We start from the raw sequence: 23,501 nt of genomic DNA on the forward strand, positions 1-23,501 counted from the left end.
TACATCTTTTATATCTTTCCAATTAGCTACAATTTTGTGTGATAACCAAAACACATAAAATTATGGCACGTAAACGAGTGACTCACTATGCAGTATTTCATAACATAGGAGGTGCTACTTCTGTGAATGTTTATTATCAAGGAGGTGGCGCAAACACAATAAGCAATCTTTCCATTGAAGAAGCAGGCCATGTAATTGACCTCTTACGGAATGAAAAACCTATGTCGTACGATCATGATCGAAAACGATTATCTACATTAAGTCTAGAGCCCGTTGGAGAAAATGAATAGTTATGGCACGGAAAAAAATTAACAAATATGCTGTTTTTCAGAATACAGATGGAACAACAGCAATAAATGTTTATTATGAGTCTGGAGGCTCTCATACAATTCCTAATTTGTCTGTAAAAGAAAGCAAATACATTACGGATTTGTTAAGAAAAGAAACCCCAATGTCGTATGATCATGATCTAAAACGGCTTTCTACTTGGGGATTTGAACCTGTTGGAGAGGAAGAAGGTGGCTTTTTAGAGCCTATATTTAGCTTGGATAGTTGGCTGAATCAAAGAACATATATTCGAGACTTTATTAATTTCGAATTGCCTAATGGAACAACCTATAATTATAGAAACTGGACATCATCAGAAAAGAATGAGCTAAAAAACTATTATTATAAAGTATTGCGAAATAGAAATACGGGAGTTTCAGCGACAGCACAATTAACATTTATTCCAACTGGCGAACAACGAACAGAAACGCGCATGAGCCGTGAAACAGCTTGGAACTATTATCTAGCATTTATAGCACAATCGTTAGTAGTTGAAGCTGATCAGCGTGTACAGTGGTCAGTACAATCGCTAGATGATGAAGAAAAAAGGTTGCTTTTTGATAGTAAAAGCATGTTTTTTTGGAGTAATGAGAAAAATGCCTATCATATTCCTTTTGATCTTGGCGTAGTATCTCCTGGTGATCCTTTCAAAATATATCAATTTTTAACGTCAAATAACTTAGTAGGATACAATCATTTACAAACAATAATTCGTTTGGTTGATTGGTGTCGTGGATTGACACACTTTTCCGGAGGTTGGGACGCAAACAATGTGTACAACCAGTGGCAGTACAATGGGTATCCGCCTGTAGAAAGAGTAATCAATGGAACAGTAGACTTGAGTAGACCTAATGCAGGAATAAAAAAACGTACTGGCGGTTGTTGGGGAACAACAGGCTTAGTGCGAATGTGTCTGCGTACCCTGAATATTCCAGTAAAGCTAGAGCGTAAAGCCAACCATGCATTAGTTAACTTTTTGTCTGTAAGACGATATTTAACTCATGGAGACGATCCGTATAACCGATTATTTAAGGAAGCAACAGAGATTCCTGTATCAAGATTATTAATTGATCATACAACATGGAATAGTTGGTTTGGAGCAGGAGCAGATCATAGTAATAATGTAGGTAGACAACCTCGCGAATTAGCTCTAGAATTTTTACCCAATTATTTATTGGAATTACATTGTAGAGACAAAGCATCAAATAAAAGCCATGCCAATAGTGAAGTGTTTCAAACGTTTAGTAGAAACTATACTGTGTCGCAATTAGAAGCACAAAATCTCTGGCAACGCTTAGATGATAAAGTGGCATCTCTTGGAGGATGTGCCAACATTCCTTAAAATACAAAAAAGTACTGAAAATACCTCAGTACTTTTTTTATAGGGTGTAAATTATGTAATACAGTACGAAAATCATGTAAAATTTCTACAACGACAGGTTGTACATTTGTAGTACAAATATGTAAACTATCCTATTTAATGTCAACCAACCAAGTATTATCACACCCTGTATTTGGACTTTTATTCGTTATTGCGATAGTTTTTACTTTATATGTACTCAAACCTTTGATTATGCCTTTGCTTTTTGCAGTAATCTTAGGTGTAATGGTTTTTCCAGTACAGCGGTTCTTTGAAAAAAAGTGGCGTTGTAATAGACTTTTTGCCACATTATTTTCTATTCTAATCATATTCTCGGTAACGGCTTTACTATTCTTCCTTATTTATATCAATCTTCAAGATTTTATTAGTAATAGTGATAACTACACAACAAAATTGTCTGATACTTATGAAAATCTAATGATATATTTAAAAGATGCTTTCAACATAAGTAATAGCAGGCTTATGAACGAAAAGGACTTAGAATTAGGGAAACTTTTAAAAGGAAACTTAGGGAAAATCACCACATTTATCTCTAAATCTGGTTCATTTATGAGCGATTTAGTTTTAGTCCCTATTTATTTGTTTTTTTTCCTGTATTACAGACGATTTTTCCGCGTATTTGCCTATAAGTTATTTCACAATAAGAGTCAATCATTTGTAAACAAAATGATTAATAAAATATACAGAGTACAAAAAGATTACTTAGCAGGATTGCTCAAAGTAATGTCTATAGTAGGGATACTAAACACTATAGCTTTACTCTTATTAGGAATAGAAAATGCAATCTTTTTTGGATTCTTTGCAGCAGTCTTATTGCTTATACCTTACATCGGAGTTATTATTGGGGCGATGTTGCCAGCAGTAGTTGCACTTGCCACCAAAGATTCTATTTGGTATTCGGTAGGTGTTATAGGTATTTTTGGGTTCATACAATTTATAGAAGGAAACTTTATTACACCAAAAATAACAGGATCTAAAGTAAGTCTAAACTCTTTTATAGCCATATTGTCATTAATTGCTTTTGCAATGTTGTGGGGAATTTCAGGAATGATAGTAGCTCTTCCTATTATGGCGACACTTAAAATTATTTTTGATCACACACCAGGCTATCAAGCTTATGGTTTTGTAATGGGCGAACCAGTAGATGCATTATTGCAAAGTAAGGCTAGGCAACGACTTAAAAAGTGGAAAAATATGAGGAAGGAAAAGGCTCAATAAAATCCTAACTTTTTTATAATTCTCCAATTCATTTTAAATTCTTGTCTATCTTTATATAAAATTTATTAAACATAAAAATGAAGGTATTTGTAAAATTTGATTTTAACGCAGTTTGTGCAAAAATACTAAGCGAAAAGCTCGACGAACTAGACGTTAAGTATAAAATTTTAGGTTTTGGAGAAGTTGAGTTTTTGGAAAAACTTTCTTCACAGAAGTACGATACCTTTGTGCAGAGTTTGGACAATTATCACATTGAAATTGTTGAAAACCAAAAAAGTATTTTGGTACAAAAAATCAAAGATACCATCGTAGATATGGTTTTTAATGAAGATGCAAATATCAATGTTAAAACCTCTGCATATTTAGCCGATGCCTTAGGACACAGTTATGGATATCTTTCTAATCTATTTTCTGAAGTTACCTATACGTCTATTGAAAACTTTATCATATTACAAAAAATAGAATATACCAAACAGTTGATAATTGAAGGAAACTTAAGTTTAACAGAAATTGCTTTCAAACTCAACTATTCGAGTGTAGCACACCTAAGTACACAATTTAAAAATACCACAGGAATCACACCAAGTGCGTTTCAACGGATTATTGCAAAACGAAGAGCAATTCAAAAAAAATAACCTTACCACATGAATCAAGATTATATAAACATAGCATTGGCAGATGATGACGAAGATGATCGTTTGTTTTTTACAGATGCTTTTGATGAATTGAAAATTCAAACAAGAGTCACTACCTACAATGATGGTGTTTACTTAATGGACTATTTGAATAGTGAAGATGCACTTCTTCCCAATGTACTTTTCTTAGACTTAAACATGCCTAGAAAAACAGGAATGGAATGTTTAAAAGAAATCAAAGCCAATCCGAAATTTAATGATATTGCTATCGCAATCTATTCTACGTCTGCTTCTGAAGAAGACATAGAAAATACATTTATTCAAGGAGCAAATATTTATATCAAAAAGCCAGACAGTTTTAAGAAATTAAAAAAAGCATTGGCAGAAGTAGTAACCATCAACTGGCAATACCATACAAGTGGTTTAAATAAGGATAATTTTTTACTCAGACTTTAAGCTATGCCATTAAGAACATTATATAGAGCGTCTTGGTTTGTAAAAGCATCTTTTATTATATGTTTCTTTGTGATATTTTTTGTGGCTGGAGTTACCTATAAAAATATGAGTGACTTGTCAGAATCGTCCGAGTTGGTTGAGCATAGGTATGAAATTGGAATACAATTGGAAATGGCAATGTCCTATTTGAAAGACGCTGAAACAGGGCAACGAGGATTTATTATTACAAAAGATTCTGTATATCTTGATCCATACTTTTCAGGAAGAGAAAATATAAATAACAGTTTGGCAGCACTCAAACAACTGTTGCAGGACAATCCTACCCAAAAAAAATCATTACGAGAACTTACAGAACTTATTGATGAGCGTTTGGCAAACTTCCAAGAAGCTCAACGTTTTCTTGTTCAAAAAAATAATGATATTGAAAGCCCAAAATTCATTCCTATATTTTCTAAAGGAAAAGTGTTGATGGATGAAATTCGTCAAAAAATAAAAGAAATGACGGATTTAGAAAGTTTACAATTGCATGAAAAACAAAAAGAATACAAGAACAACTTAAAACTTACCCCAATATTTTTATACATAATAATACTATTAACACTCGTTATTATGGTAATTGCATATCGAAAAATTATGAATGATGTGCGAATGTTTAAAATAAAAAATGAGCAATTAGAGCTCTTTAGAGAATCTGCTAATCTTTCTGAAATTATTAGCAAACATGGTAGATGGAAATGGGATATTGAAGATGATTCTTTTGAGTTTTCAGACAATTTATATAGACTTTTGGGAGAAGAGCCACACTCGTTTCCACCGACAGTAGAAAATTTCTTGAAATATGTTCATCCAGATGATGTAGAAAAAGTGGCTGAGCAAGTTACTCAAATGCGCGAAGAAAAAGATTTACCATTCATCTTTTATAGAGTAGTTCATAAAAACGGAAATATACGTCATTTAAAAGCCTACGGACGAACTGTTACGAACAAGTGGGGAAAACAAAACCTTCTTGGGACAACTACCGATATTACAGATGAAATAGCAAATTTCAAAGCACTAGAAGAGCGAAATATAGAATTGGAAAGGAACAATAGAGAGTTATCTGCTTTTAATCATGTGGCAAGTCATGATTTACAAGAACCATTGCGTAAAATACAAACATTCCTGTCGCGATTGGAAGAAAAAGAAGAAGAAAATTTATCAGCTACGGGAGTCAAATACATGTCTCGGATAAAGAATGCGGCTACTCGAATGCGATTGCTGATTGACGATTTGTTGCAATTTTCACGAACCAACAAAGCAGATAAAATATTTGAAATTTCAGATATAAATGTGCTCTTTGAAGAAGCAATGGAAGATTTAGCAGAAAAAATTCATGAAAAGGAAGCTACAATACATGCAGATAGTTTTCCGAAAATGTATGTAATTCCTTTTCAAATACAACAACTTTTTATAAATCTGGTAGGGAATTCTTTAAAATATAAGGCAGAAGATCGCGCTCCCAAAATTACAATTAACTATGAAAAAGTATCGGCAGAAGGCGAGTCATTACTGAGTAAAACTTCTCATGAAAACTACCATAAAATAACGTACAAAGACAATGGGATAGGTTTTGATAATGAATTTGCAGAAAAAATATTTATTCTATTTCATAGACTTCACAATAGGAATGAATATTCAGGAACAGGAATAGGTTTGTCTATCTGCAAAAAAATTGTTCAAAATCATAGAGGATATATTTTTGCAAGTGGAGAAGAAGGTGTAGGAGCTACATTTACAATTTATCTTCCAATCACATAAAATAGGATATCAAGAAATATAGAGAAAAGCTCAAAACCGCCGGTTTTGAGCTTTTTTTATATAAAAAATACATCAAAATTGAAATCCTATAACAAAGTGTGGAAATCGTGTAACACGTCAAAACCGTGTGGGCTATATCTTTGTAGTGTACAAATGAAGAAAGACTGATGATAAGAAAAAACAAACAATATGAAGTTAAAATTAAATAGAAGAGTATTCACATTTTCCCTTTTAATATTGACAATCGTAGTGTTTTCTAACCTGATTTCATGCGATTATATTACTGAAAATAACAAAGCTAAAATAGAGAAGGAACATCAGAAAGAAGAAGTGGTTACCAACATGAATGAAGCAAAAATTTTGGTACAAGCATCAGAATATAATTTGGATGTAATCGAATTATGCGAAATCATTAAAAGAGAAACCAAGGAAGATTCTATCAGAGAAATGTTGAATGGGATTCAAAACGAACAAGAAAAAATTTTTGAAAAATACAAAGAAGTTGCTTCAAACAATATCATTACTCTGCCTAGATTTTCTGAACTAGCAACTACTGTTGAAGGAGATGTGAGTACTGATGAAGATTTAAAAGCATATTTGAATTTAATGAATTCTAAAATTTACCATCAACGAGACCTAATTAAGAGACTTTCTGATACAACTGACAATTCATCATTCAAAACATTAGCAGATTACGCTAGTGAATCGCTCAGAAATAGTCTTAAAAAGACAAACGAAACTTTACAAGAATTAGAAAAAGATACATAACCAATAATAACAATAAATTCAATCAACATGAGAAGTTTACTTTACATCATAGCCGTTATTTTAGTCATAGGTTGGGCATTAGGATTCTTTGTATATAGTGCCGGGCAATTGATTCACGTTTTATTAGTAATCGCCGTAATTGCCATTCTATTAAGACTAATTGGAGGCAGAAGAGTCTAATCTACTTTACAAGATTACCTAAATCAATTATTAATTTAAAAACAAAAAGATATGAAAGTTAACAACACAGTATTAGTATTAGGTGGCGTTGTTGTAGGCGCTGCATTAGGAGTATTATTTGCACCCAAAAAAGGTTCTGAAACAAGAAAAGAAATTGCTGACGGAACTAGAGACTTGGCAAACTCTGTAAAAGATAATGTAGATCAAGTAATGAATGAGGTCTCTAATAAATTCAATTCTTTAAAAGAAGAAGGGAAGGAATTAATTGCGAAAGGAAAAGAAAAAATCAACACTGCTTCAAGAATTGCAAACGATGCTAAAAAAGAAGCTAAAGAAGAATTAGTTTAAACCAAAGCAATATAGAAAATAATTAATGGAATCAACCGCATCACATATAGAGTCAATTTACAAAAAGGCAAAGGCCTATACTGAAACTAGCATTGCATTATACAAACTCAATGCTGTTGATAAAGCAGCAGATGTTGCTTCGTCATTAGTATCATGGCTAGTTTTTGGCTCCATTGGTGTGTTGTTTCTATTATTTGTAAACATAGGTATCAGCTTTTATATTGGGCAACTGTTAGGAGCTACCTATTTAGGTTTTTTAATTGTGTCACTCTTTTATCTAATAGTAGGTATTTGCGTATACATTTTTAATAAAGACCTCATTACTAAACCAATTACAAACTTTGTAATTTCTAAATTAACAAGTGCCAATAAAGAAGAAGTTCTAATGTCTAAAAATAATAATGTAAATACAAATGAAAAATAGTATAGAATTAGAACAAGAAATTTTGAAACTGAGAGCGCAAAAGGCAAGAAATCTTGAAGCATTAAAATCTGATATGTCAAAAGCATATGAAGCATTTAAACCTTCAAGTATAGCCAATAGAATATTTGTAGATCTTAAAGAAGAACCCAAGTTAAAGAATAATACGTTGCAAGCATTGACAAGCTTAGCTGTTGGATATGTATCAAAACGATTAATTGTAGGTAAATCCAATACATTCTTAAAATCTATTATGGGATACCTTGTACAAATTGGAGCTACTAAAATTGTTTCAAATCAAATCATAACCGAAACAAACAATCATAATAACAATAAATAATAATAATTAAAAAGTATACACAATGAAAAAGATATTCGTATTAGCAATTGCATCAATTTTTACCTTCGCAACATTAACATCTTGTGAAGAGAAAACAAAAGAAGAAAAATTGATTGAACAAATGGAAGAAGATGGAGCAGAAGTGAAAATAAAAAGTGAGGGAGATGAAACTAAAATCAAAATGGAAACTGAAGAAAAATCAGTAAAAATTAAAAAAGAAGAAGGAGAAGAATCTAAAATAAAAGTGGAAGAGAATAAGTAATTTTCAATTAATTATTAGTTTGATTATAAGCTATTTGAGAAATCAAATAGCTTTTTTGTTTAGTACATATTTAAAATTATATAACAGTTTGAAAAAATCTTGTAACACAAAACCTGCTTGCATGTTGGATATTTGTAATGTAGAAAAAAAGCTAAAAAATCAACTTATTAATTAAAAGCCTTACTTTATGAAAAAGATTAAAATCAACATCAGTACTATCAGATCGATTTTTAGTAGTTTAGAGAAAGAATGTTTAGGGAATAAGACAGAAACTACAACCGAAAGAGTGCTTGAATTTAATAACGAGATTGGATCTGGAATTATAAAAGGATTTAATTTTAATACCAATATTTCATACATTTCGTATGATGTGAAGTTTACTGAAAATACACTCTTGATTTTTGATCAGGATACAAATAAACAAGCACTTAATTATTTTTACTGCTCAGAAGGTCAACTGAAGCATCATTTCAAGAACTCTACTGACAATGTTACATTTTCAAGCATGCAAACGGCTATTTTTTCCAATTCTGAAGGAAATGCAAACCACATCTTTATTGAAAAAGATACATGTCAAAAGTTTACGATGATTAGTTTTTTAGCAACAAAACCAATTTCAGAATCAACAGATGAATTTACAGGTCAACTCTTACAATTATTTCAATCAAAAGAAGTTGATGGTGTTTTCAATTATGTAAGTTCATATAACTTAAAGATTCGTGAAAAATTGAATCAAATTGAAACTGTCTCAACAGACGATATTGCTAGTGAATTACTTCGTAAAGGAATGTTGCAAGTATCGTTATCAATGATTGTTAATCAATATTTTGAAGATGTAAAACGCAGTGAAGAAAATGTACACGGTTTGTCAAGAACGGAAATTCAAACAGTTAAAGAGATGAGCGAATTCATCAAAAATTACCCAGATCAGCAATTTGATTTAAATTATATCAGTAGAAAATCTGGATTAACACCGGCAAAACTTCAAGAAGGTTTCAAAGCATTATTTGGTAGAACTGTATCAAATTTTATTAAAAACGTTCGTGTAGAATTAGCAGAAAGACTGATTAAGACTTCAGACTTGAGTATTTCTGAAATTGTTTACACTATCGGATTCAGTAGTAGAAGTTATTTTTCTAAGATTTTTAAAGAAAAATATAACTGTAGTCCTAAGGAATATCAAGACAGAAATTCACTGCCAAGAATGACTGCATAAAATCATTCATTTTAAGAAAAATTAGGCCCTGAAAATATTAATAAAAATTTTTGTGAATAATACATTAATTTGTTATAGTTTAGCATATTGTGGTACGCGAATTGCACAATATGTAGTATGAAAACACGTAACAATTTTATGTATTTGAAAAAGACAATTTTTATTACAAAAATTTGTATGCTATTAAGCTTTTTAGCTTTCTCGCAACAGCCAAAATTACCGATTAACTCAAATGAAGAAATTGCTCCTATTGGAGAATTGAAAGATGTAGAACTTCAGCAGTTATTGGAAAAACAGATTAATAATAATCCGAAATGGAGAGGACTCGCAGCACGCAAAAAACTTTCTGTTGGAATTGTTGATCTAAGTGATGTGACAGATATTAAATATGCAGGTATCAATGACAAAGAAATGATGTATGCTGCAAGCTTGCCTAAAATTGCAATTTTACTAGCAGCAATGGACGCAATTGAAAATGGAGAATTAAAAGATACGCAAGAAGTACGGAGAGATTTGCGTTTAATGATTAGTAAATCCAACAATCAAGCTTCTACAAGAATGATTGATCGATTAGGATATGAAAAAATTGAAGCCGTTTTGAGAGCTCCAAGAACCAGGTTATACGATGAAGAAGTTGGAGGAGGTTTGTGGGTAGGAAAACGATATGCTGCTGGAGGAGAACGTTATCCAGATCCTTTAAAAGGATTGAGCCATGCTGCAACTACCCAACAAGTATGTAGTTTTTACTATCAGCTTGCTCTTGGAAACTTAGTGTCAACGCAACGTTCTAAAGAAATGTTGGAAATTATGAAAGATCCAGCGTTGCATCACAAATTTGTGAATGTGTTAGACAGTATTGCACCAAAAGCCACTGTGTATAGAAAATCAGGTTCTTGGCAAAATTACCATTCTGACTCTGCAATGGTATGGGGACCTAATCGTCGTTATATTATAGTTGCTTTAGTTGAAGACGGAACTGGAGAACAAATTATGAGAAAGCTAGTAAAACCTTTAGACCGAATTCTTAGGAGAACAAAAAAATAACAGAAAGGAAACGTACTAAATAATGCTGAAAGGCTTTTTGCACAAAACATTTGGATTAAGAGATGGCGAAATATACATCTCTTTTTTAATGCAGTTATATATCTTTTTAATTATAACTGTCTTGTTAATTGTAAAGCCTACGGTAAATGCATTATTCTTATCAAAACTAGGGTCAGAACAGCTACCTTATGGATATTTACTCGTTGCAGTAACAGCTGTAGTTACTGCTTATTTTTATAATAAAGCCATCAGAAGACTATCCTTGATAAAAGTGATCGTGTTTTCGTTGGTTTTTTTCAGTTTAGGATTTATTGGACTTAGTGCATTGTTATATTTTTCAATGCTGAACAACTGGATTTTATATATTTATTATCTAGGAGTTTCACTATTTGCTGTTATCACGACTTCTCAATTTTGGATTTTAGCAAATATTGTTTACAATTCTAGAGAAGCCAAACGATTATTTGGATTTATAGGTGCAGGTGCTATTGCAGGAGGAATTTTTGGAGGGTATTTAACAAGCATTGTAGTTTCTGCTTTCGGAAATAAAACAGTTGTATTATTGGCAGCACTACTTATACTGTGTTGTATTCCAATATTACAAAAAGTATGGAATTTGCGTTTGCGAGTCATGAACACATATGTTCGAAACCAACGAAAGTTTAATGAAACAGAAACGAGTGAGCCTTCATTGAAAATTATCTCTAGATCCAAACATCTTACATATTTGGCACTGATAGTAGGGATTAGTGTAATTGTTGCTAAACTGGTCGATTTTCAATTCAGTGACTTTGCAAACAAAGCTATTGGCAACTCGGAAGAGTTAGCTGCATTTTTTGGGTTCTGGTTTTCAACATTCAATGTGTTGGCTTTAGTGCTACAATTGTTTTTTACAAATCGTGTATTAAGTAAACTAGGTGTGTCAAGTACTTTACTAATTCTTCCTCTAGGAATTGCCTTAGGAAGTCTCTTATTTATTACCTTTCCAGAATTATGGGTATTGGTATTAATTAAAGGAATTGATGGAAGTTTTAAACAATCACTCAACAAAGCAGCTTTTGAACTTTCTGTAATGCCTATTCCTCTCAATATAAAAAATCAAGCCAAATCGTACATCGATGTTGTGGTAGATAGTATTGCCACAGGATTATCTGGGTTTATTTTAATTTTTTTAGTAAAAAAACTAAATGTAGCAACAACATACATTACGGTGATTATTTTACTATTTGTACTTATTTGGATTCTCCTTATTTATAAACTTCGCGAAGCATATTACAATTCATTTCGCAAAAACATCGAAAATACGCTTTACAAAGAAGAAGATACTTCAAATGCTAAACAAAAAATAGAAACCACTGTTGCGGCAGCAAGACGCATCTTAAACGGAAACGATGAAAAGGCTATTTTAAATCTTTTACAAAAATTAAACACTTACAAATTACGTTCGCTCAAAAATGATGTAGTGCAGTTATTAAATCATGCGTCCAATGAAGTAAAAGTGGCTGCTATTGAAGAATTGCATGCATATGCTGACGCCACTGCTGTAGAAAAGGTCAAAACTCTAATCCATCAAAAAGATGACAAATTGGTTTATGCTGCGTTGGATTATATATTATTTCACTCAACATCAGAAACAGAATTCTTTGAAACTTATCTGAATCATTCGAACGATTATATTGCCAATGCTGCTTTACTGTGTTTGGCAAAGGAAACATCAAATAATAAAGACGTAGCGTCAAAATTTGAGTTAAATAACCGTATTACTGAGAAGATTAATGATTTAAAAGGAGCTGAAGTTGACATTCGTCAAGAATCCATAGCTGAATTGTTAATTACCATTGCGCATGCTCGAATGCCTGAGCATTATTTCTTCGTAGAAAAGTACTTCGAAAGCAATCAAAATTACTTGAAAACACATGCCATTAAAGCGGCAGGTATTATAAAATCAATACAATTTATTCAGCCTTTGTTTGATTGTTTAGAAGATAAAAAATATCGAAAAAAAGCAATTAATGCATTAAAAAATTACGGTACAGAAATTACGAATACAATTATTTATCTAGAAGAATCAGAAAAACTAAAGGCAAAAGATAAACGTTTTGTACCCAGAATTATAGAATCATTTGAAACTCAAAATGCGGTCAATATTTTAATGCGATTGATGAAGAGCCGCGATTTTATCATTCGATATGAAGCAGCACGTTCGCTCTTAAAGCTACACACTCGAAAAGGCAATCTAACATTTCATGTGCGTGTAGTTAAGAGTTTAATTTTGAAAGAAACTAAGCATTACAGACATGCATTGAAAGCTAAATTATTTTTAAGTCAATTGATTGGCGCAACTGTTAATGCAGAGAATGAACACGTACATCTTTCTGAAATTGATAAAGCACGTCAAGAAATTGTAAATGTATTGGATGAACAAATGGATACAAGTTTGCGTACAATTTTTAAATTACTTGCAATCATTTATAATGCAGACGATATAAAAATTACGTATTCAGGATTGTTAAGCGATGTGAAAAATGCTAGGGTAAATGCATTGGAGTTTTTAGATAATTTGCTTAAAGGACAGTTGAAATTTCAGCTCATCACTTTGTTAGAAATGAATATTGTTGATGCTGAATCTGTACATAAATCAATAACAAAACCTGTAATTGAAGATGAAAAAGACTGTTTGACTCTCTTAGTGAAAACAAGAGGGAAACGTATCAAGCTTTTGGTGTTGTCATTAATCAACTTGCTGAAAGACAGGCGATATGTAGCTTTGGTAAAACCTTTAAAAAAGCATAAAAATATAGAAGTTAAATATGCGGCAAAACAGACTTTAGAAAAACTATATCGCCGTTAAGTATATGTATATAATTTATAAATAATTAAAGATGTTATTTATTCAATTTTGTAAAGAATAAAAAAAACACGTTACATAGATGAACGTGTTTTTTGAATAGTAATATAGTTGACTATGGATTGCTAGTTTCCATCGCCATTACCACTATCATCTTCTGGATCATTATAATTTTCGTCAATTTTTAGTTCTTCTGTTTCATTATTTTTGGTAATGAGATTGTCAATTTTACTAGCTAAGTACATATGTGCACCAGCAGAATTTTTATTTAGCACATTACTCATTAAACAAACAATATATTTTGCGCCATTAGGATGTTCAACAATAATTACGGAGTTCATATAATTGAAAACATTCCCCGCATACTTAGCACAATTAGGATTTTTTTCTCGATCACATTTGTAATAACTCCCTGATTTAAAATACACAGCAGCACTATCTAATTTGGGCGAACGTGCGTAGCGAATCCGTCTATCGGTCAAATACAATAAACGTTTCATTTCCAAACTTGATTCAGGATCTACGACCTTTCCTTGTTCCAATTGTACCAAAAACTTCATTAAACCTCTAGGAGTTCCAATACTACCTCCTTTTCGACCAACGTATTTCCCTGCGGGTCTAGTAAACATTCCGCCTAATCGCCAGTCGTCTTCAGAAATGCCTAACTTTCGTAAAGGTTCGTTAACAACTGCATTTGCTAAATTGGTCAAAGAATCTCTAGGAGTATCTTTAAAATATTGTTCGGCTTGTTCTTCAGTCAAGTTTACATAATTTTCTTCAAATGCAGCCATGAGCATCGCTTCTCTATACAATACACTCGCTGCACCATTATTACTCACAGAAACCATATGATCTAACCATTCAAATAATGAAAATGTATCTGTGGCACGGACTTGTCTTTTGGTGAGTTTGTCATTTTCTATATCATAAATCGGAACGGTATGATGATCGCCAGTTCCCCAATAACGCGCAGAAACTTGAATCCCTTTCAAATAAGCAATGCGTTCTTCAAAAGAATTTGGGCAAATTTTAGCCATTTGTGTAAAAATAGCATTCAATACTGCAATTTTCCCAACACTACCTGGCTGATATCCTACATTTTCTCTGTGTGAAGCATATTTTAGATTTTCTGGATTAGTCATATCTAATACAGCAACAGAGTAATTACCTTGTGGAATTAAGCGTTTAATTTTTCGCATAAATTCATCATCATCAATGAGGATTTGATTGATACTATCTTCCTTTCTATTGCTCAAGTTTAGCTTGATTTCCTCCAACTTTTTATATGCTCCTGGCGGAATACGATTATACGGAATGCTGTCGAGCTGCATTTTGTGTAATTGATATAAACGTTTGATTCCGGTACGTTGATAACCATCAATAGGATAGGAGATAAACCCAAAAGAAATGAGGATACAACACCCTACAATTATATATAAAAGTTTTTTCATGTTATAGTATTGTTTTTATAGATACTGTTTGATTCGTATCTATTTTTGGTGTAATAGACATTAAATACTCAGAACTCTTGGCTTTTTTATTTTCAACGAAAGGACGAATTTGGAAGAGCCATAATTTATCATTTTTAAAACCAAATTCTACGTCGTATGCTTGATTTTTGGAAGCAGTGTGTTCTGACATCTTTTCTCGAACTCTTGTCGCTATGCTGCGAATATCTTTAATGTTTTTTTGATTCAAGATTGGAGATTCAAAAGTGGTAAAATACTCTTTTGTTCCTCCGTATTCAGGCAATCGAATGTAATTAGGTTGTCTTGCAGGTGCTAGTAATAAATCTGTTTTTGCTGTGATTAATCGAGTTTCAGCTGATTGCCCATCAACAGCACCGCCAGCACCGCGACTAAAGGCAACTGTAAGATCATTATCATTACCCGAATTAATTCCTTTAGTAATCATTACACCTGAATAATCTACATCTACACTTGGGATGATTAAAATAGAAGGGAAAACATTCTCAGGGTTCGATAAATACTTTTGTCGCCACTTAAAACTTCGTTCCGTATAGGCAGAAGCCCATACACGTTTAATCCCTTTAATTATTTCATCTTCATCTTTAATATTAAAAAGTGTTAAATTCAACCCAGCTCCAGTAAACTCTTTCAAGTCCTCCATATTAGTGTCACTTCGCAAAAATACTGGGACATTGCCAATTTTGTCTCCAAAAGTCTTTTTGAAGCTTTTGTAGAGGTCATTTTTAAATGTTTCATCAAGAGGAATTTCAATGATAGCTTCGTGCAGTTTTTTTAAATTCGCAAGTAAAAATGCTTCTACTTTTGTTTCAGATACATTTTCTTTTCGCATACGATTAGCATCCGCAAAAGTATTGTTTAAATACTTCCAATAGCTTATATTTTCACTAGGCATGATTTGATCCATATGTGAACGGAAAAGTCCAAATGGAATAATCAAACCTTCTACCACGTGATTGGGAAATAGTTTTTTAAGTTCTCCTAAATTAGCCGCTTTTGGCCCACATAATTTACCAGAATCACTAGCGTCAACTTCACGCATAGTAATCACTTTAGTAACGTCTAGTTTGATATCTTTTATAGGAACTTCAATAATGTTTTTACTACGCTCTTTTTTCTGAAACAACTCTATTTCATTTGCAGTCATATTGCTTTCGGTTTTCAATACAATATTTCCTTTATTAGAAACTGCATAAAAAACTTTTTGCCCGTTATATTTTTTGAGTGATTTTAAGTTGTCATACGATAAAACAGCATTCGGAATTCCGAGGTTTCTAGCTAATAATTGAACGTGTGATACTAAGTTTCCTTCAGAAACAGTCATAATTCCTGCTACAGGCTTTAAATCGTGAGGAGGTTTTTCAAAAATGTAAATTTTATCGGTACTTACTTCAACATGATCAGGGTTTCCATCAATTACGACCAATTCGCCAAAAGCATATCCAGGATTCAATCCACGCATAGCACTTTGATGATCAATATTCATAACTTGATTGTCGATATTGGATAAGTTGGAAACAAAAACACCCAAATTACTTACGGTTTCACCAAGACTTAAAGCAACACTACTACGCACACGGTCGTCAATAAAGCTATAGGTTGTCGGCTCGAATTTTGAATAAATATCAACATCTTTTTGATAATTTGCTTTCACCATTGAGGTACTCCATTCTACCATACTTCTTCCGTAGTGTAAAATTGTATTTAGAGTTTCAATGTCAACTTCATCTTTAGTTAGTACTTCGTTCAATTGCGTATCGATAGCACTATATTCCCAGACTTCAATGAGTCCTGTTCCTGCTGCAGCACATGTAAGCGTATTAATTTTATCTAAGTTATCTTCAAGCGTTTTTACGTGCCAATTTTGTACTTCTTTTAAAAGAATATGTTCTAATTCGTTTGAAATATCTAATAATTTTAAACGATCTGTGTTTTTTTTGAACGAATTCACATTCAAACGAATGTCGTACAAAAGCTTTGAGATGTCTGTCACTAATACTTTTGAAGGAGTTTCACTTGAATTTGATTTTAAAAAAGAAATAAGTTGTGTTGTTAATGTGTGTGTTTGAGAGATAGAATTTACATCACTAAGTAGTTTATCAAAATTAATTGGCGCATAGTAATTACGCATAGTTTGTAATAGCTTAGAAAAGTCTTGTCGCTGTTTATCCGTAAGTTTAGACTTGTGTTTTTGGATAAATTTTTCAACTAAAGCAATATCTGTAGCTTCAGGTTGTCCATGAATTTTAATACGAACATCCATAAATGATGGAATGTCTTCTGCTAATAATTTAGATTCACTTCGCATGTCTTGAGCTAAATTGCTATCTCCATTGTGAGGAATATCTTTGAGAGCTTGTCTTGCTAAAAAGTAATTTGAATATAGGAAATCATCATCTATAAAGAGAATCTCAAAAAATTCTTTTCCCCAAGCTTCTTCATCTTCACTTTGAAGTGCGCCACGATAATATTGAGCACGTCTTAAAATCCAACCATTATCAATACTGGAAAGATATTTACCAATTTGATATTGTTTTAATCGACTAAAATTATTTTTGGCATCCAAAAACTCCTGAAATGACAGTGAAGCTAGAATCTCACCAAAAAATAAATGGTTTGTCTTTCTAAGATCGATTGCACTATTTTTAAAAGCAGCATGTTGGATACCACCACCAATATCATCTGGACACGGATCTTTGGCTTCTCGAATGCTTCCATCTTTACAAAACCATTTAATAGCATTGTAGGGACCACGTATATCTTTTTTGTATTGTTCGATTAAGTTTTTGATATACTCTGTTGATTTTTCTTGAGCTACTGAGACTATAGAAAAAGAAAGAGCACAAATAAATAGAAGAATTTTTTTATACATTCACTAGACTTTTTTTCCTACAACCAAACCAACTAACAAGGCTATAACGCCTAATCCAATTGTGATATATGCATTATTATTGTCTTGTACTTCAGCATTAAGCGGACCAAAACTGAAAGAGGCCTCAGGAATAATAATAGTATATACTCCGTACCCAATCAATAAAATTCCAGCAATAAGTAATACTAATTTAATTGTTTTATTCATGATGTTGTGTATTAGGTTATTATATAGTTACAAAGATGTTGTAATTATACATAGCAAGTTAACTCATTTACAAGAATCTTTTGCTTAAAAATAAGTTTATTCTAAAAAAGAAAGGAATCAAGGTTTGAGTAAGAAGTAGAGTTATTTTCTTTATAGTTAACAGTAGTTTGTGATTACTCATATAAAAGTGCAAAAAGCGAGCAAAACATTTGCATTGAATCTTCAATTTCAAAGATTTATGAGCAATTATTAATCTTTTCGTCTATTTGTTGTATTAAAGCCCAAAGGTAAATATGGTAATCTTTAATGTGATATCCCCAATTTGGATAATTCGGGTGGTTTTGCTCGTTCTCTAAATCATTTGGTCGTTGGTCGTTGATAACGGGATTATATTCAATACTCAAAACTACTTTTTGTGAGTTCTCCCTTCGGTGTCTAATATTATAAAGTCCATTAAATGCAATAAAATTTACACCAGTTCCAAGATTGTAAGAATTAGGTGTAATATAATTTGTTAATGAAGATGTTGTTTCGTTGTAAAAACTAAAATCTTGTACAAACCAATCTTCATTTTCATTAAATGCTCTATAAACAAGACCGCTATTAATTAAGTAAGGATTAAATTCAGGAAGTCCATAATTAATTTCTGGGATAGACTGATTCTCGTCATAAGTGGTCCAATTATTAATACATTCACATTGAGCAGCTGTTGTGCATAGAGGAATATTTTGCCACCAACCGTTTTGATATAATCCTTGATTTGCATAAACATACCCCATACCACCAAGAGCTGCAGTCACAAGTTGTGCCCTTAAATTTTCATCATGATCAAATAAATCTCTTAATAACATTGAAAGTAAGTAGGAGCCTTGTGAGTGTCCTGCAAGAATAATTTTATTACCATTATTATAGTTGTTAAGATAAGTAAGAAATGCAGCTTTAACATCACTGAATGAAGTGGCTATGATATTTGCTTGTAGTTCTTTATCGACATAATCTTTAAATGTTACTCCTGTTGATTGCCTGTATCTAGGAGCGAACATTCTGCCATACTTTGAAAGTAAACCGCCTTGAGCAATAATAGTACTGTTAATTAAAAAGGAAGACTGATTCTCAATGTCAATATTTTCTGGAATGGAATTTTGGGAAAGAACAGTTGGATGAACAAAGAAAACATCTATTCCTGTGTTGATGTTTGAATTATTGTCAATTTGTACTGTCTGTTGAACTTGTAAATTTTCATCAATGATCTCTATGTCTAAATTATAGTTTGATAAAATAGTCGTTTTATTTGGATGAAAAGCCCAATTAGTCATTGATGTGTAATCAACTATTGAATTAGGTAGTTCGATAGTCAAAACCAAAGGATCGTCTTGTAGATCTGGGTTTTTATCTTTTGAACAAGATACGATAAATAAGACAACATATAATAAGATGTTTTTTCTCATTAATTCTTTCATTTACTTTTTTTAGACTATTTTTTATCGAGAGAGTTTAATTCAGTTAGTCTGCAACGATTCTTTATAACTGTAAGCAGTGGATTATAATTGTTTGTTTTTATGATTACGTACAGATTTTAATAATTTCAATCGAATTTAGACGTAATTGAATTAGTCTAAATATATGATTATCAATTTTTTTGTTTGATTTTTCTAATCAAAATTTAATATCTTTTTTGTGGTAAGTATTTTGTTTAATTGCTTAATAAAATCGGATTGACTAATGAATTTTCCATGATTCTGATAAATCCCTGCCATCGAATTTAGTTCTTCCATTTCATTATTGTAAGTTTCTACTTTGTCAGCAAACAATAGATTCTCTCTTGTAATTCTCCCACAAGAAATTGCCGTATTTATTCTTTTGTTACATCGACAACTGTTGTTTTGATTATAAACACCGCAATGGGCATCTAAAAATCCACCGATTAACTTTCTTGACAATTGGAGTCGTTTTCTAAAATTCTCGGGTGTTGTTTCCGTAATATATGAAGCAACATTACTCTTTATCTTCAAAACACTTCCAAGTATAAAGGCAATTCTCAAATCCCTATTCAAACACTGTAGCATTGCCAAAGTGCAACCAGTTTTCATTTCTTTTTCTAAAATATTTTTATCTGGTTGCTCATAACTTACAGGTTCCTTTATTGAATATAGGTCAGCGGAAAAGACATCAAAAGAAGTGAAAGTCTTTTCAAGTGTAGTTTTTTTTAGATTGATTAAATAATTTGTTGCAACCCGGTATGTCCAGGTTGAAAATTTACTTTGTCCATTATACTTACTTAAATTCGTAATTATTTTTATTAAAATTTCTTGTGTAGCATCTTCTGCATCCATTCTATTCCATAAAAATCGTAGAGATATATTAAATACCAAACTTTGAATGGAATTAATTAATTTTTCCAGACTTTTTTTATTGCCTTCTAGACAGGATTTTATTAGTTCTTTTTCTTCCATTTTGAAAATAATGGGTTGGAATTTAACCAACCCATTTCTACTTTTTAGTATTCTACTAAGATAGCTTGTAATTTTTGTAATTCTTCTTTCAATTGAACTATTTGTTCAGATAAAGTGCCTTCAATTTGTTCCAATGGAACTGGAGGAGCTATTAAAATAAAAGAGTAAATAGCATTATTGTCTGATCCAATCACCACTCTTGAATATGCAACTCCAACACTTCCGTCTGGCATTGTCATATACCAGTCAATTGTTCCTAACTCTTTGTTGGTTTTGATTTCTAGACCAATTTTCATTTCACCATTTGGTGTTATTAATAATGCTGATTTTTCGTCAGCTTCTTTAAATGCATTTGTCCACTCCGAAAGATTTGAAGGATTAGAAATATATTCAAATGCTTTGTTTTTTGATGTTTGAATGCTTACACTTTGCACATCGAAATTTTTAATTTTATTCATTTTTTTATCTTTTATGTACTCAATGAATTTTGATTACAATATGTTAGACAGGTAAAAATGTTAAGTGTGATTTTTTTTCTTTATTTTTTTGGCAGAAGATTGCGGTAGTAGAAGTAGACATACCAACGTTTGGAAAGGTCTCCATCAGCATCATAAATCTTAGGTTCTGTGTACAGATTCTTACTCAAGTATATGCGTTAATATATGCGTTTGTTAAAAGGAGATGTAATTTAGTCATAAAAAAAACGGTTTTCCACTTTTGGAAAACCGTATAAATACTGACTTTGAGTCTATTTTATCTTAGTAGCGAGGACGAGAGTTGAACTCGTGACCTCCGGGTTATGAATCCGACGCTCTAACCAACTGAGCTACCTCGCCTTGATTGCGGCTGCAAATATAGTAACATTTTTTTTTTGAGCAAACAATCCACAAAAATTATTTTTTTTGTTCTTTTCTTTTAAACTTATCAATTAATGTATATATTGTCGACAACATAATTAATAAAGCATGTCAGATAAAGTTAAATACGAAATAGAATTCCCTATACAATCTTCGCCACAACTGTTATTTCAATATATTTCAACGCCTTCAGGAATGTCCGAATGGTTTGCCGATAATGTAAACTCAAGAGGAGAGTTATTTACCTTTATTTGGGACGGAAGTGAAGAAATAGCCAAGCTTTTAGGTAAAAAAAGTAATGAACGTATCCGTTTTCAATGGGAGGATGATGAAGACACTTCCTATTATTTTGAAATGAAAATTGTGGTTGATGAAATTACAAAAGATGTTTCCTTGATTGTTACAGATCACACTGAAGAAGATGAGTTGGAAGAAGCTAAAATGCTGTGGGAGAATCAAATAGGAAGTTTAAAGCAAGTTTTAGGCTCTCGCTAAGAAAATCACTAATATATAAAGTATATTTGCCTTGATAAAAATCAAGGCTTTTTTATGGTTAATTTTAATGGAACTATTAGTAAAGATACAACACAAATAGATATTGAAAATAGAGGGTTAAAATATGGTGATGCTCTTTTTGAAACATTACGTGTTGTAGGAAATAAAATCCTTTTCTGGGAAGATCATTATTTTCGTTTAATGGAATCCATGCGCATCTTGCGAATGGAAATTCCTATGAATTTTACCATGGAGTTTCTTGAAGAAGAAGTCTTGAAAACATTAAAGACAATGAACCTGTCTAATGCACGTGTTCGATGTACCATATATCGTGGAAATGGCGGATTGTATCTTCCCAATACTAATGATATTGCCTATATAATTACAGCAAGTGAACTTTCTTCACCATTTTATCTACTTCCAGAAAGCACGAATGAGGTTGATCTTTACAAAGATTTTTATGTAAATAAAGGCTTGCTATCTACGTTAAAAACAAATAATAAAATTATCAATGTACTAGGAAGTATCTATGCTAAGGAAAATGGACTGGATAATTGTTTGCTTGTAAATGAAGATAAAAATGTAATAGAGGCGTTGAATGGAAATATTTTTTTAGTAAAAGGAAATACAATCAAAACACCATCAATTGAAGACGGCTGCCTTAAAGGAATTCTAAGAAAGCAATTACTTGAAATTTTAGAAAAAGCGCCTAATTATGAGCTAAAAGAAGAAAGTATATCTCCTTTCGAAATTCAGAAAGCTGACGAATTTTTTATTACAAACGTGATTCAAGGTATAGTACCTATTACTAAATACAGAAAAAAACAATTTGAGTCATCTGTAGCTAGAGATTTATTAGGGAAATTAAATCTTAAAATACGTTTGGGGTAATTTAATTATGACTAGGATCTTCTGGAGCGTTTGACCAAATCAAATACTCTCCTCCAAATTCCATCATTTTATTACGCCATATTGATTTGCAAGATTTAGATATAATTTCTTTTTTAAATTCATTTTCAACAATTATCCATGAATTTGAATTTAATTCTTCACTCAATTGGTTTGCATGCCAACCTGAATACCCCAAGAAGAACTTGATATCATCTTTTTCTAACTTGTCTTCATCTAATAATTTCGAAATGGATGAAAAATCACCGCCCCAATAAATTCCTAAGGAAATTTCAATACTATTGGGAACTAAATGCGGGATTTTATGAATAAAGTATAAGTTATCTTGTTCTACAGGTCCGCCATTAAAAATCTTAAAATTGGTCTTTATATGTGAAAACTGCGGAATTAGGTCAGCGAGGGTTACATTGAGCGGCTTATTCAAGATAAAACCTATAGATCCTTCATCTGTGTGGTCTGCTAGTAAAACTACTGACCTGTTAAAAGATACGTCTCCGATGATGGATGGTTCAGCGATTAAAAGACGTCCTTTGTCAGGATTTAAGGCAATCATCTGTTATGTTATTTTTAGGTTACTTAAATCTATTAAAAAAAAATGGAATAATCAAATACACTCCAATAGACCATTTTTAAACATAAAAAAAAGCGTTCAATATTGAACGCTTTTGTCTAATTTATATAGTAAACTACAATTAGTTAACTGCTTTTCCTAAATCAGATCCAGCTTTAAATTTAACAACTTTCTTAGCAGCGATTTTGATAGTTTTTCCAGTTTGTGGGTTTCTTCCTTCTCTTGCAGCTCTTTCAGAAACTGACCAAGAACCAAATCCTACTAAAGAAACTCTATCTCCTTTTTTTAAAGCTCCTTCTACATTTGATAAAAATGATTCTAATGCTTTTTTAGCTGCAGCTTTAGAAATTCCTGCGTCAGCAGCCATTGCATCGATTAATTCTGTTTTGTTCATAATCGTTTAATTATT

General features: G+C 31.9%; 25 protein-coding genes and 1 tRNA gene. 17 read left to right on the forward strand and 9 right to left on the reverse strand.

The annotated features are described in order from the left end of the window. Positions 1–62 precede the first annotated feature (62 nt). The 15 genes from AA088_RS07450 (at position 63) to AA088_RS07515 (ending at position 13,244) form a co-directional block, all read left to right on the forward strand. A complete protein-coding gene (locus AA088_RS07450) occupies positions 63–290 on the forward strand; it encodes a hypothetical protein (protein ID WP_046744339.1) in 228 nt (75 codons plus the stop codon). A gap of 2 nt (positions 291–292) precedes the next feature. Continuing rightward, positions 293–1,669, forward strand: a complete 1,377-nt coding sequence (locus AA088_RS07455; RefSeq protein WP_046744340.1) for a hypothetical protein — start codon at positions 293–295, stop codon at positions 1,667–1,669. Positions 1,670–1,807: 138 nt separating this feature from the next. Further along, positions 1,808–2,926 carry an AI-2E family transporter gene (locus tag AA088_RS07460; RefSeq protein ID WP_046744341.1) on the forward strand — a complete coding sequence of 373 codons (1,119 nt, stop codon included), beginning with the start codon at positions 1,808–1,810 and terminating at the stop codon, positions 2,924–2,926. A gap of 77 nt (positions 2,927–3,003) precedes the next feature. Further along, positions 3,004–3,561: a helix-turn-helix domain-containing protein gene (locus tag AA088_RS07465; RefSeq protein WP_046744342.1), complete on the forward strand. Its 558-nt coding sequence runs from the start codon at positions 3,004–3,006 to the stop codon at positions 3,559–3,561. Positions 3,562–3,570: 9 nt separating this feature from the next. Further along, entirely contained in the window at positions 3,571–4,017 is a 447-nt protein-coding gene (locus AA088_RS07470) for a response regulator (protein WP_046744343.1), read from the forward strand. A gap of 3 nt (positions 4,018–4,020) precedes the next feature. After that, positions 4,021–5,814 (forward strand): sensor histidine kinase, encoded by a 1,794-nt coding sequence (locus AA088_RS07475; RefSeq protein WP_046744344.1) that lies wholly within the window; start codon positions 4,021–4,023, stop codon positions 5,812–5,814. A 189-nt stretch (positions 5,815–6,003) separates the two neighbouring features. After that, positions 6,004–6,582: a hypothetical protein gene (locus AA088_RS07480; RefSeq protein WP_156168476.1), complete on the forward strand. Its 579-nt coding sequence runs from the start codon at positions 6,004–6,006 to the stop codon at positions 6,580–6,582. A gap of 27 nt (positions 6,583–6,609) precedes the next feature. Next, positions 6,610–6,762 (forward strand): lmo0937 family membrane protein, encoded by a 153-nt coding sequence (locus tag AA088_RS18230; protein ID WP_156168478.1) that lies wholly within the window; start codon positions 6,610–6,612, stop codon positions 6,760–6,762. Positions 6,763–6,813: 51 nt separating this feature from the next. Continuing rightward, the gene (locus tag AA088_RS07485) at positions 6,814–7,110 is read left to right on the forward strand and encodes a YtxH domain-containing protein (protein WP_046744346.1); all 297 of its coding nucleotides are present in this window, start codon (positions 6,814–6,816) and stop codon (positions 7,108–7,110) included. Between the two features lie 25 nt (positions 7,111–7,135). Next, the gene (locus AA088_RS07490; protein ID WP_046744347.1) at positions 7,136–7,534 is read left to right on the forward strand and encodes a hypothetical protein; all 399 of its coding nucleotides are present in this window, start codon (positions 7,136–7,138) and stop codon (positions 7,532–7,534) included. Beyond that, positions 7,524–7,871: a hypothetical protein gene (locus AA088_RS07495; RefSeq protein ID WP_046744348.1), complete on the forward strand. Its 348-nt coding sequence runs from the start codon at positions 7,524–7,526 to the stop codon at positions 7,869–7,871. The genes AA088_RS07490 and AA088_RS07495 overlap by 11 nt, the downstream gene beginning before the upstream one ends. Before the next feature lie 22 nt (positions 7,872–7,893). Continuing rightward, complete coding sequence (locus AA088_RS07500; protein ID WP_046744349.1) at positions 7,894–8,133, forward strand: hypothetical protein; 240 nt, start codon at positions 7,894–7,896, stop codon at positions 8,131–8,133. 187 nt (positions 8,134–8,320) lie between these two features. Continuing rightward, positions 8,321–9,349 (forward strand): AraC family transcriptional regulator, encoded by a 1,029-nt coding sequence (locus tag AA088_RS07505; RefSeq protein WP_046744350.1) that lies wholly within the window; start codon positions 8,321–8,323, stop codon positions 9,347–9,349. A 177-nt stretch (positions 9,350–9,526) separates the two neighbouring features. Continuing rightward, complete coding sequence (locus AA088_RS07510) at positions 9,527–10,393, forward strand: serine hydrolase (protein WP_241483394.1); 867 nt, start codon at positions 9,527–9,529, stop codon at positions 10,391–10,393. A gap of 22 nt (positions 10,394–10,415) precedes the next feature. Beyond that, positions 10,416–13,244, forward strand: coding sequence for an Npt1/Npt2 family nucleotide transporter (locus AA088_RS07515; protein ID WP_046744351.1), 2,829 nt, complete (start codon positions 10,416–10,418; stop codon positions 13,242–13,244). A 122-nt stretch (positions 13,245–13,366) separates the two neighbouring features. Here the strand turns inward: AA088_RS07515 and AA088_RS07520 are convergent, their stop codons facing one another. The 7 genes from AA088_RS07520 to AA088_RS07550 form a co-directional block, all read right to left on the reverse strand. Continuing rightward, a complete protein-coding gene (locus tag AA088_RS07520; RefSeq protein WP_046744352.1) occupies positions 13,367–14,692 on the reverse strand; it encodes a serine hydrolase in 1,326 nt (441 codons plus the stop codon). Position 14,693: 1 nt separating this feature from the next. Continuing rightward, positions 14,694–17,600, reverse strand: coding sequence for a PEP/pyruvate-binding domain-containing protein (locus tag AA088_RS07525; RefSeq protein WP_046744353.1), 2,907 nt, complete (start codon positions 17,598–17,600; stop codon positions 14,694–14,696). Between the two features lie 3 nt (positions 17,601–17,603). Next, on the reverse strand, positions 17,604–17,807 hold the full coding sequence (locus AA088_RS07530; protein WP_046744354.1) for a hypothetical protein: 204 nt from the start codon (positions 17,805–17,807) through the stop codon (positions 17,604–17,606). A 236-nt stretch (positions 17,808–18,043) separates the two neighbouring features. Then, positions 18,044–19,267, reverse strand: coding sequence for a DUF3089 domain-containing protein (locus AA088_RS07535; protein ID WP_046744355.1), 1,224 nt, complete (start codon positions 19,265–19,267; stop codon positions 18,044–18,046). 192 nt (positions 19,268–19,459) lie between these two features. Continuing rightward, the gene (locus AA088_RS07540) at positions 19,460–20,260 is read right to left on the reverse strand and encodes an RNA polymerase sigma factor (protein ID WP_052752817.1); all 801 of its coding nucleotides are present in this window, start codon (positions 20,258–20,260) and stop codon (positions 19,460–19,462) included. 44 nt (positions 20,261–20,304) lie between these two features. After that, positions 20,305–20,718: a hypothetical protein gene (locus tag AA088_RS07545; protein WP_206539839.1), complete on the reverse strand. Its 414-nt coding sequence runs from the start codon at positions 20,716–20,718 to the stop codon at positions 20,305–20,307. 304 nt (positions 20,719–21,022) lie between these two features. After that, positions 21,023–21,096: transfer RNA gene (locus tag AA088_RS07550), tRNA-Met, on the reverse strand. Between the two features lie 129 nt (positions 21,097–21,225). On the opposite strand from AA088_RS07550, the gene AA088_RS07555 reads away from it, so the two are divergent. Continuing rightward, a complete protein-coding gene (locus tag AA088_RS07555) occupies positions 21,226–21,612 on the forward strand; it encodes an START-like domain-containing protein (RefSeq protein WP_046744356.1) in 387 nt (128 codons plus the stop codon). 54 nt (positions 21,613–21,666) lie between these two features. Then, positions 21,667–22,503 carry an aminotransferase class IV gene (locus tag AA088_RS07560; protein ID WP_046744357.1) on the forward strand — a complete coding sequence of 279 codons (837 nt, stop codon included), beginning with the start codon at positions 21,667–21,669 and terminating at the stop codon, positions 22,501–22,503. Between the two features lies 1 nt (position 22,504). On the opposite strand, the gene AA088_RS07565 is transcribed toward AA088_RS07560, so the two are convergent. Both AA088_RS07565 and AA088_RS07570 read right to left on the reverse strand, forming a co-directional pair. After that, positions 22,505–23,074 (reverse strand): YqgE/AlgH family protein, encoded by a 570-nt coding sequence (locus tag AA088_RS07565; RefSeq protein WP_046744358.1) that lies wholly within the window; start codon positions 23,072–23,074, stop codon positions 22,505–22,507. Positions 23,075–23,213: 139 nt separating this feature from the next. Then, positions 23,214–23,486: an HU family DNA-binding protein gene (locus AA088_RS07570; protein ID WP_046744359.1), complete on the reverse strand. Its 273-nt coding sequence runs from the start codon at positions 23,484–23,486 to the stop codon at positions 23,214–23,216. Positions 23,487–23,501: the final 15 nt, after the last annotated feature.

The sequence above is a fragment of the Kordia zhangzhouensis genome (assembly GCF_001005305.1).
GTDB classification, from domain to species: domain Bacteria; phylum Bacteroidota; class Bacteroidia; order Flavobacteriales; family Flavobacteriaceae; genus Kordia; species Kordia zhangzhouensis.

What these genes read in the sequence shown, in the direction of transcription:
- AA088_RS07495 (WP_046744348.1), top strand. Translation starts at nt 7,524, where the DNA reads ATGAAAAATAGTATAGAATTAGAACAAGAAATTTTGAAACTGAGAGCG.
- AA088_RS07525 (WP_046744353.1), bottom strand. Translation starts at nt 17,600, where the DNA reads ATGTATAAAAAAATTCTTCTATTTATTTGTGCTCTTTCTTTTTCTATA.
- AA088_RS07450 (WP_046744339.1), top strand. Translation starts at nt 63, where the DNA reads ATGGCACGTAAACGAGTGACTCACTATGCAGTATTTCATAACATAGGA.
- AA088_RS07520 (WP_046744352.1), bottom strand. Translation starts at nt 14,692, where the DNA reads ATGAAAAAACTTTTATATATAATTGTAGGGTGTTGTATCCTCATTTCT.
- AA088_RS07465 (WP_046744342.1), top strand. Translation starts at nt 3,004, where the DNA reads ATGAAGGTATTTGTAAAATTTGATTTTAACGCAGTTTGTGCAAAAATA.
- AA088_RS07510 (WP_241483394.1), top strand. Translation starts at nt 9,527, where the DNA reads ATGCTATTAAGCTTTTTAGCTTTCTCGCAACAGCCAAAATTACCGATT.
- AA088_RS07535 (WP_046744355.1), bottom strand. Translation starts at nt 19,267, where the DNA reads ATGAAAGAATTAATGAGAAAAAACATCTTATTATATGTTGTCTTATTT.
- AA088_RS07480 (WP_156168476.1), top strand. Translation starts at nt 6,004, where the DNA reads ATGAAGTTAAAATTAAATAGAAGAGTATTCACATTTTCCCTTTTAATA.
- AA088_RS07540 (WP_052752817.1), bottom strand. Translation starts at nt 20,260, where the DNA reads ATGGAAGAAAAAGAACTAATAAAATCCTGTCTAGAAGGCAATAAAAAA.
- AA088_RS07485 (WP_046744346.1), top strand. Translation starts at nt 6,814, where the DNA reads ATGAAAGTTAACAACACAGTATTAGTATTAGGTGGCGTTGTTGTAGGC.
- AA088_RS07490 (WP_046744347.1), top strand. Translation starts at nt 7,136, where the DNA reads ATGGAATCAACCGCATCACATATAGAGTCAATTTACAAAAAGGCAAAG.
- AA088_RS07560 (WP_046744357.1), top strand. Translation starts at nt 21,667, where the DNA reads ATGGTTAATTTTAATGGAACTATTAGTAAAGATACAACACAAATAGAT.
- AA088_RS07475 (WP_046744344.1), top strand. Translation starts at nt 4,021, where the DNA reads ATGCCATTAAGAACATTATATAGAGCGTCTTGGTTTGTAAAAGCATCT.
- AA088_RS07565 (WP_046744358.1), bottom strand. Translation starts at nt 23,074, where the DNA reads ATGATTGCCTTAAATCCTGACAAAGGACGTCTTTTAATCGCTGAACCA.
- AA088_RS07530 (WP_046744354.1), bottom strand. Translation starts at nt 17,807, where the DNA reads ATGAATAAAACAATTAAATTAGTATTACTTATTGCTGGAATTTTATTG.
- AA088_RS07555 (WP_046744356.1), top strand. Translation starts at nt 21,226, where the DNA reads ATGTCAGATAAAGTTAAATACGAAATAGAATTCCCTATACAATCTTCG.
- AA088_RS07500 (WP_046744349.1), top strand. Translation starts at nt 7,894, where the DNA reads ATGAAAAAGATATTCGTATTAGCAATTGCATCAATTTTTACCTTCGCA.
- AA088_RS07570 (WP_046744359.1), bottom strand. Translation starts at nt 23,486, where the DNA reads ATGAACAAAACAGAATTAATCGATGCAATGGCTGCTGACGCAGGAATT.
- AA088_RS07470 (WP_046744343.1), top strand. Translation starts at nt 3,571, where the DNA reads ATGAATCAAGATTATATAAACATAGCATTGGCAGATGATGACGAAGAT.
- AA088_RS07460 (WP_046744341.1), top strand. Translation starts at nt 1,808, where the DNA reads ATGTCAACCAACCAAGTATTATCACACCCTGTATTTGGACTTTTATTC.
- AA088_RS18230 (WP_156168478.1), top strand. Translation starts at nt 6,610, where the DNA reads ATGAGAAGTTTACTTTACATCATAGCCGTTATTTTAGTCATAGGTTGG.
- AA088_RS07515 (WP_046744351.1), top strand. Translation starts at nt 10,416, where the DNA reads ATGCTGAAAGGCTTTTTGCACAAAACATTTGGATTAAGAGATGGCGAA.
- AA088_RS07455 (WP_046744340.1), top strand. Translation starts at nt 293, where the DNA reads ATGGCACGGAAAAAAATTAACAAATATGCTGTTTTTCAGAATACAGAT.
- AA088_RS07505 (WP_046744350.1), top strand. Translation starts at nt 8,321, where the DNA reads ATGAAAAAGATTAAAATCAACATCAGTACTATCAGATCGATTTTTAGT.
- AA088_RS07545 (WP_206539839.1), bottom strand. Translation starts at nt 20,718, where the DNA reads ATGAATAAAATTAAAAATTTCGATGTGCAAAGTGTAAGCATTCAAACA.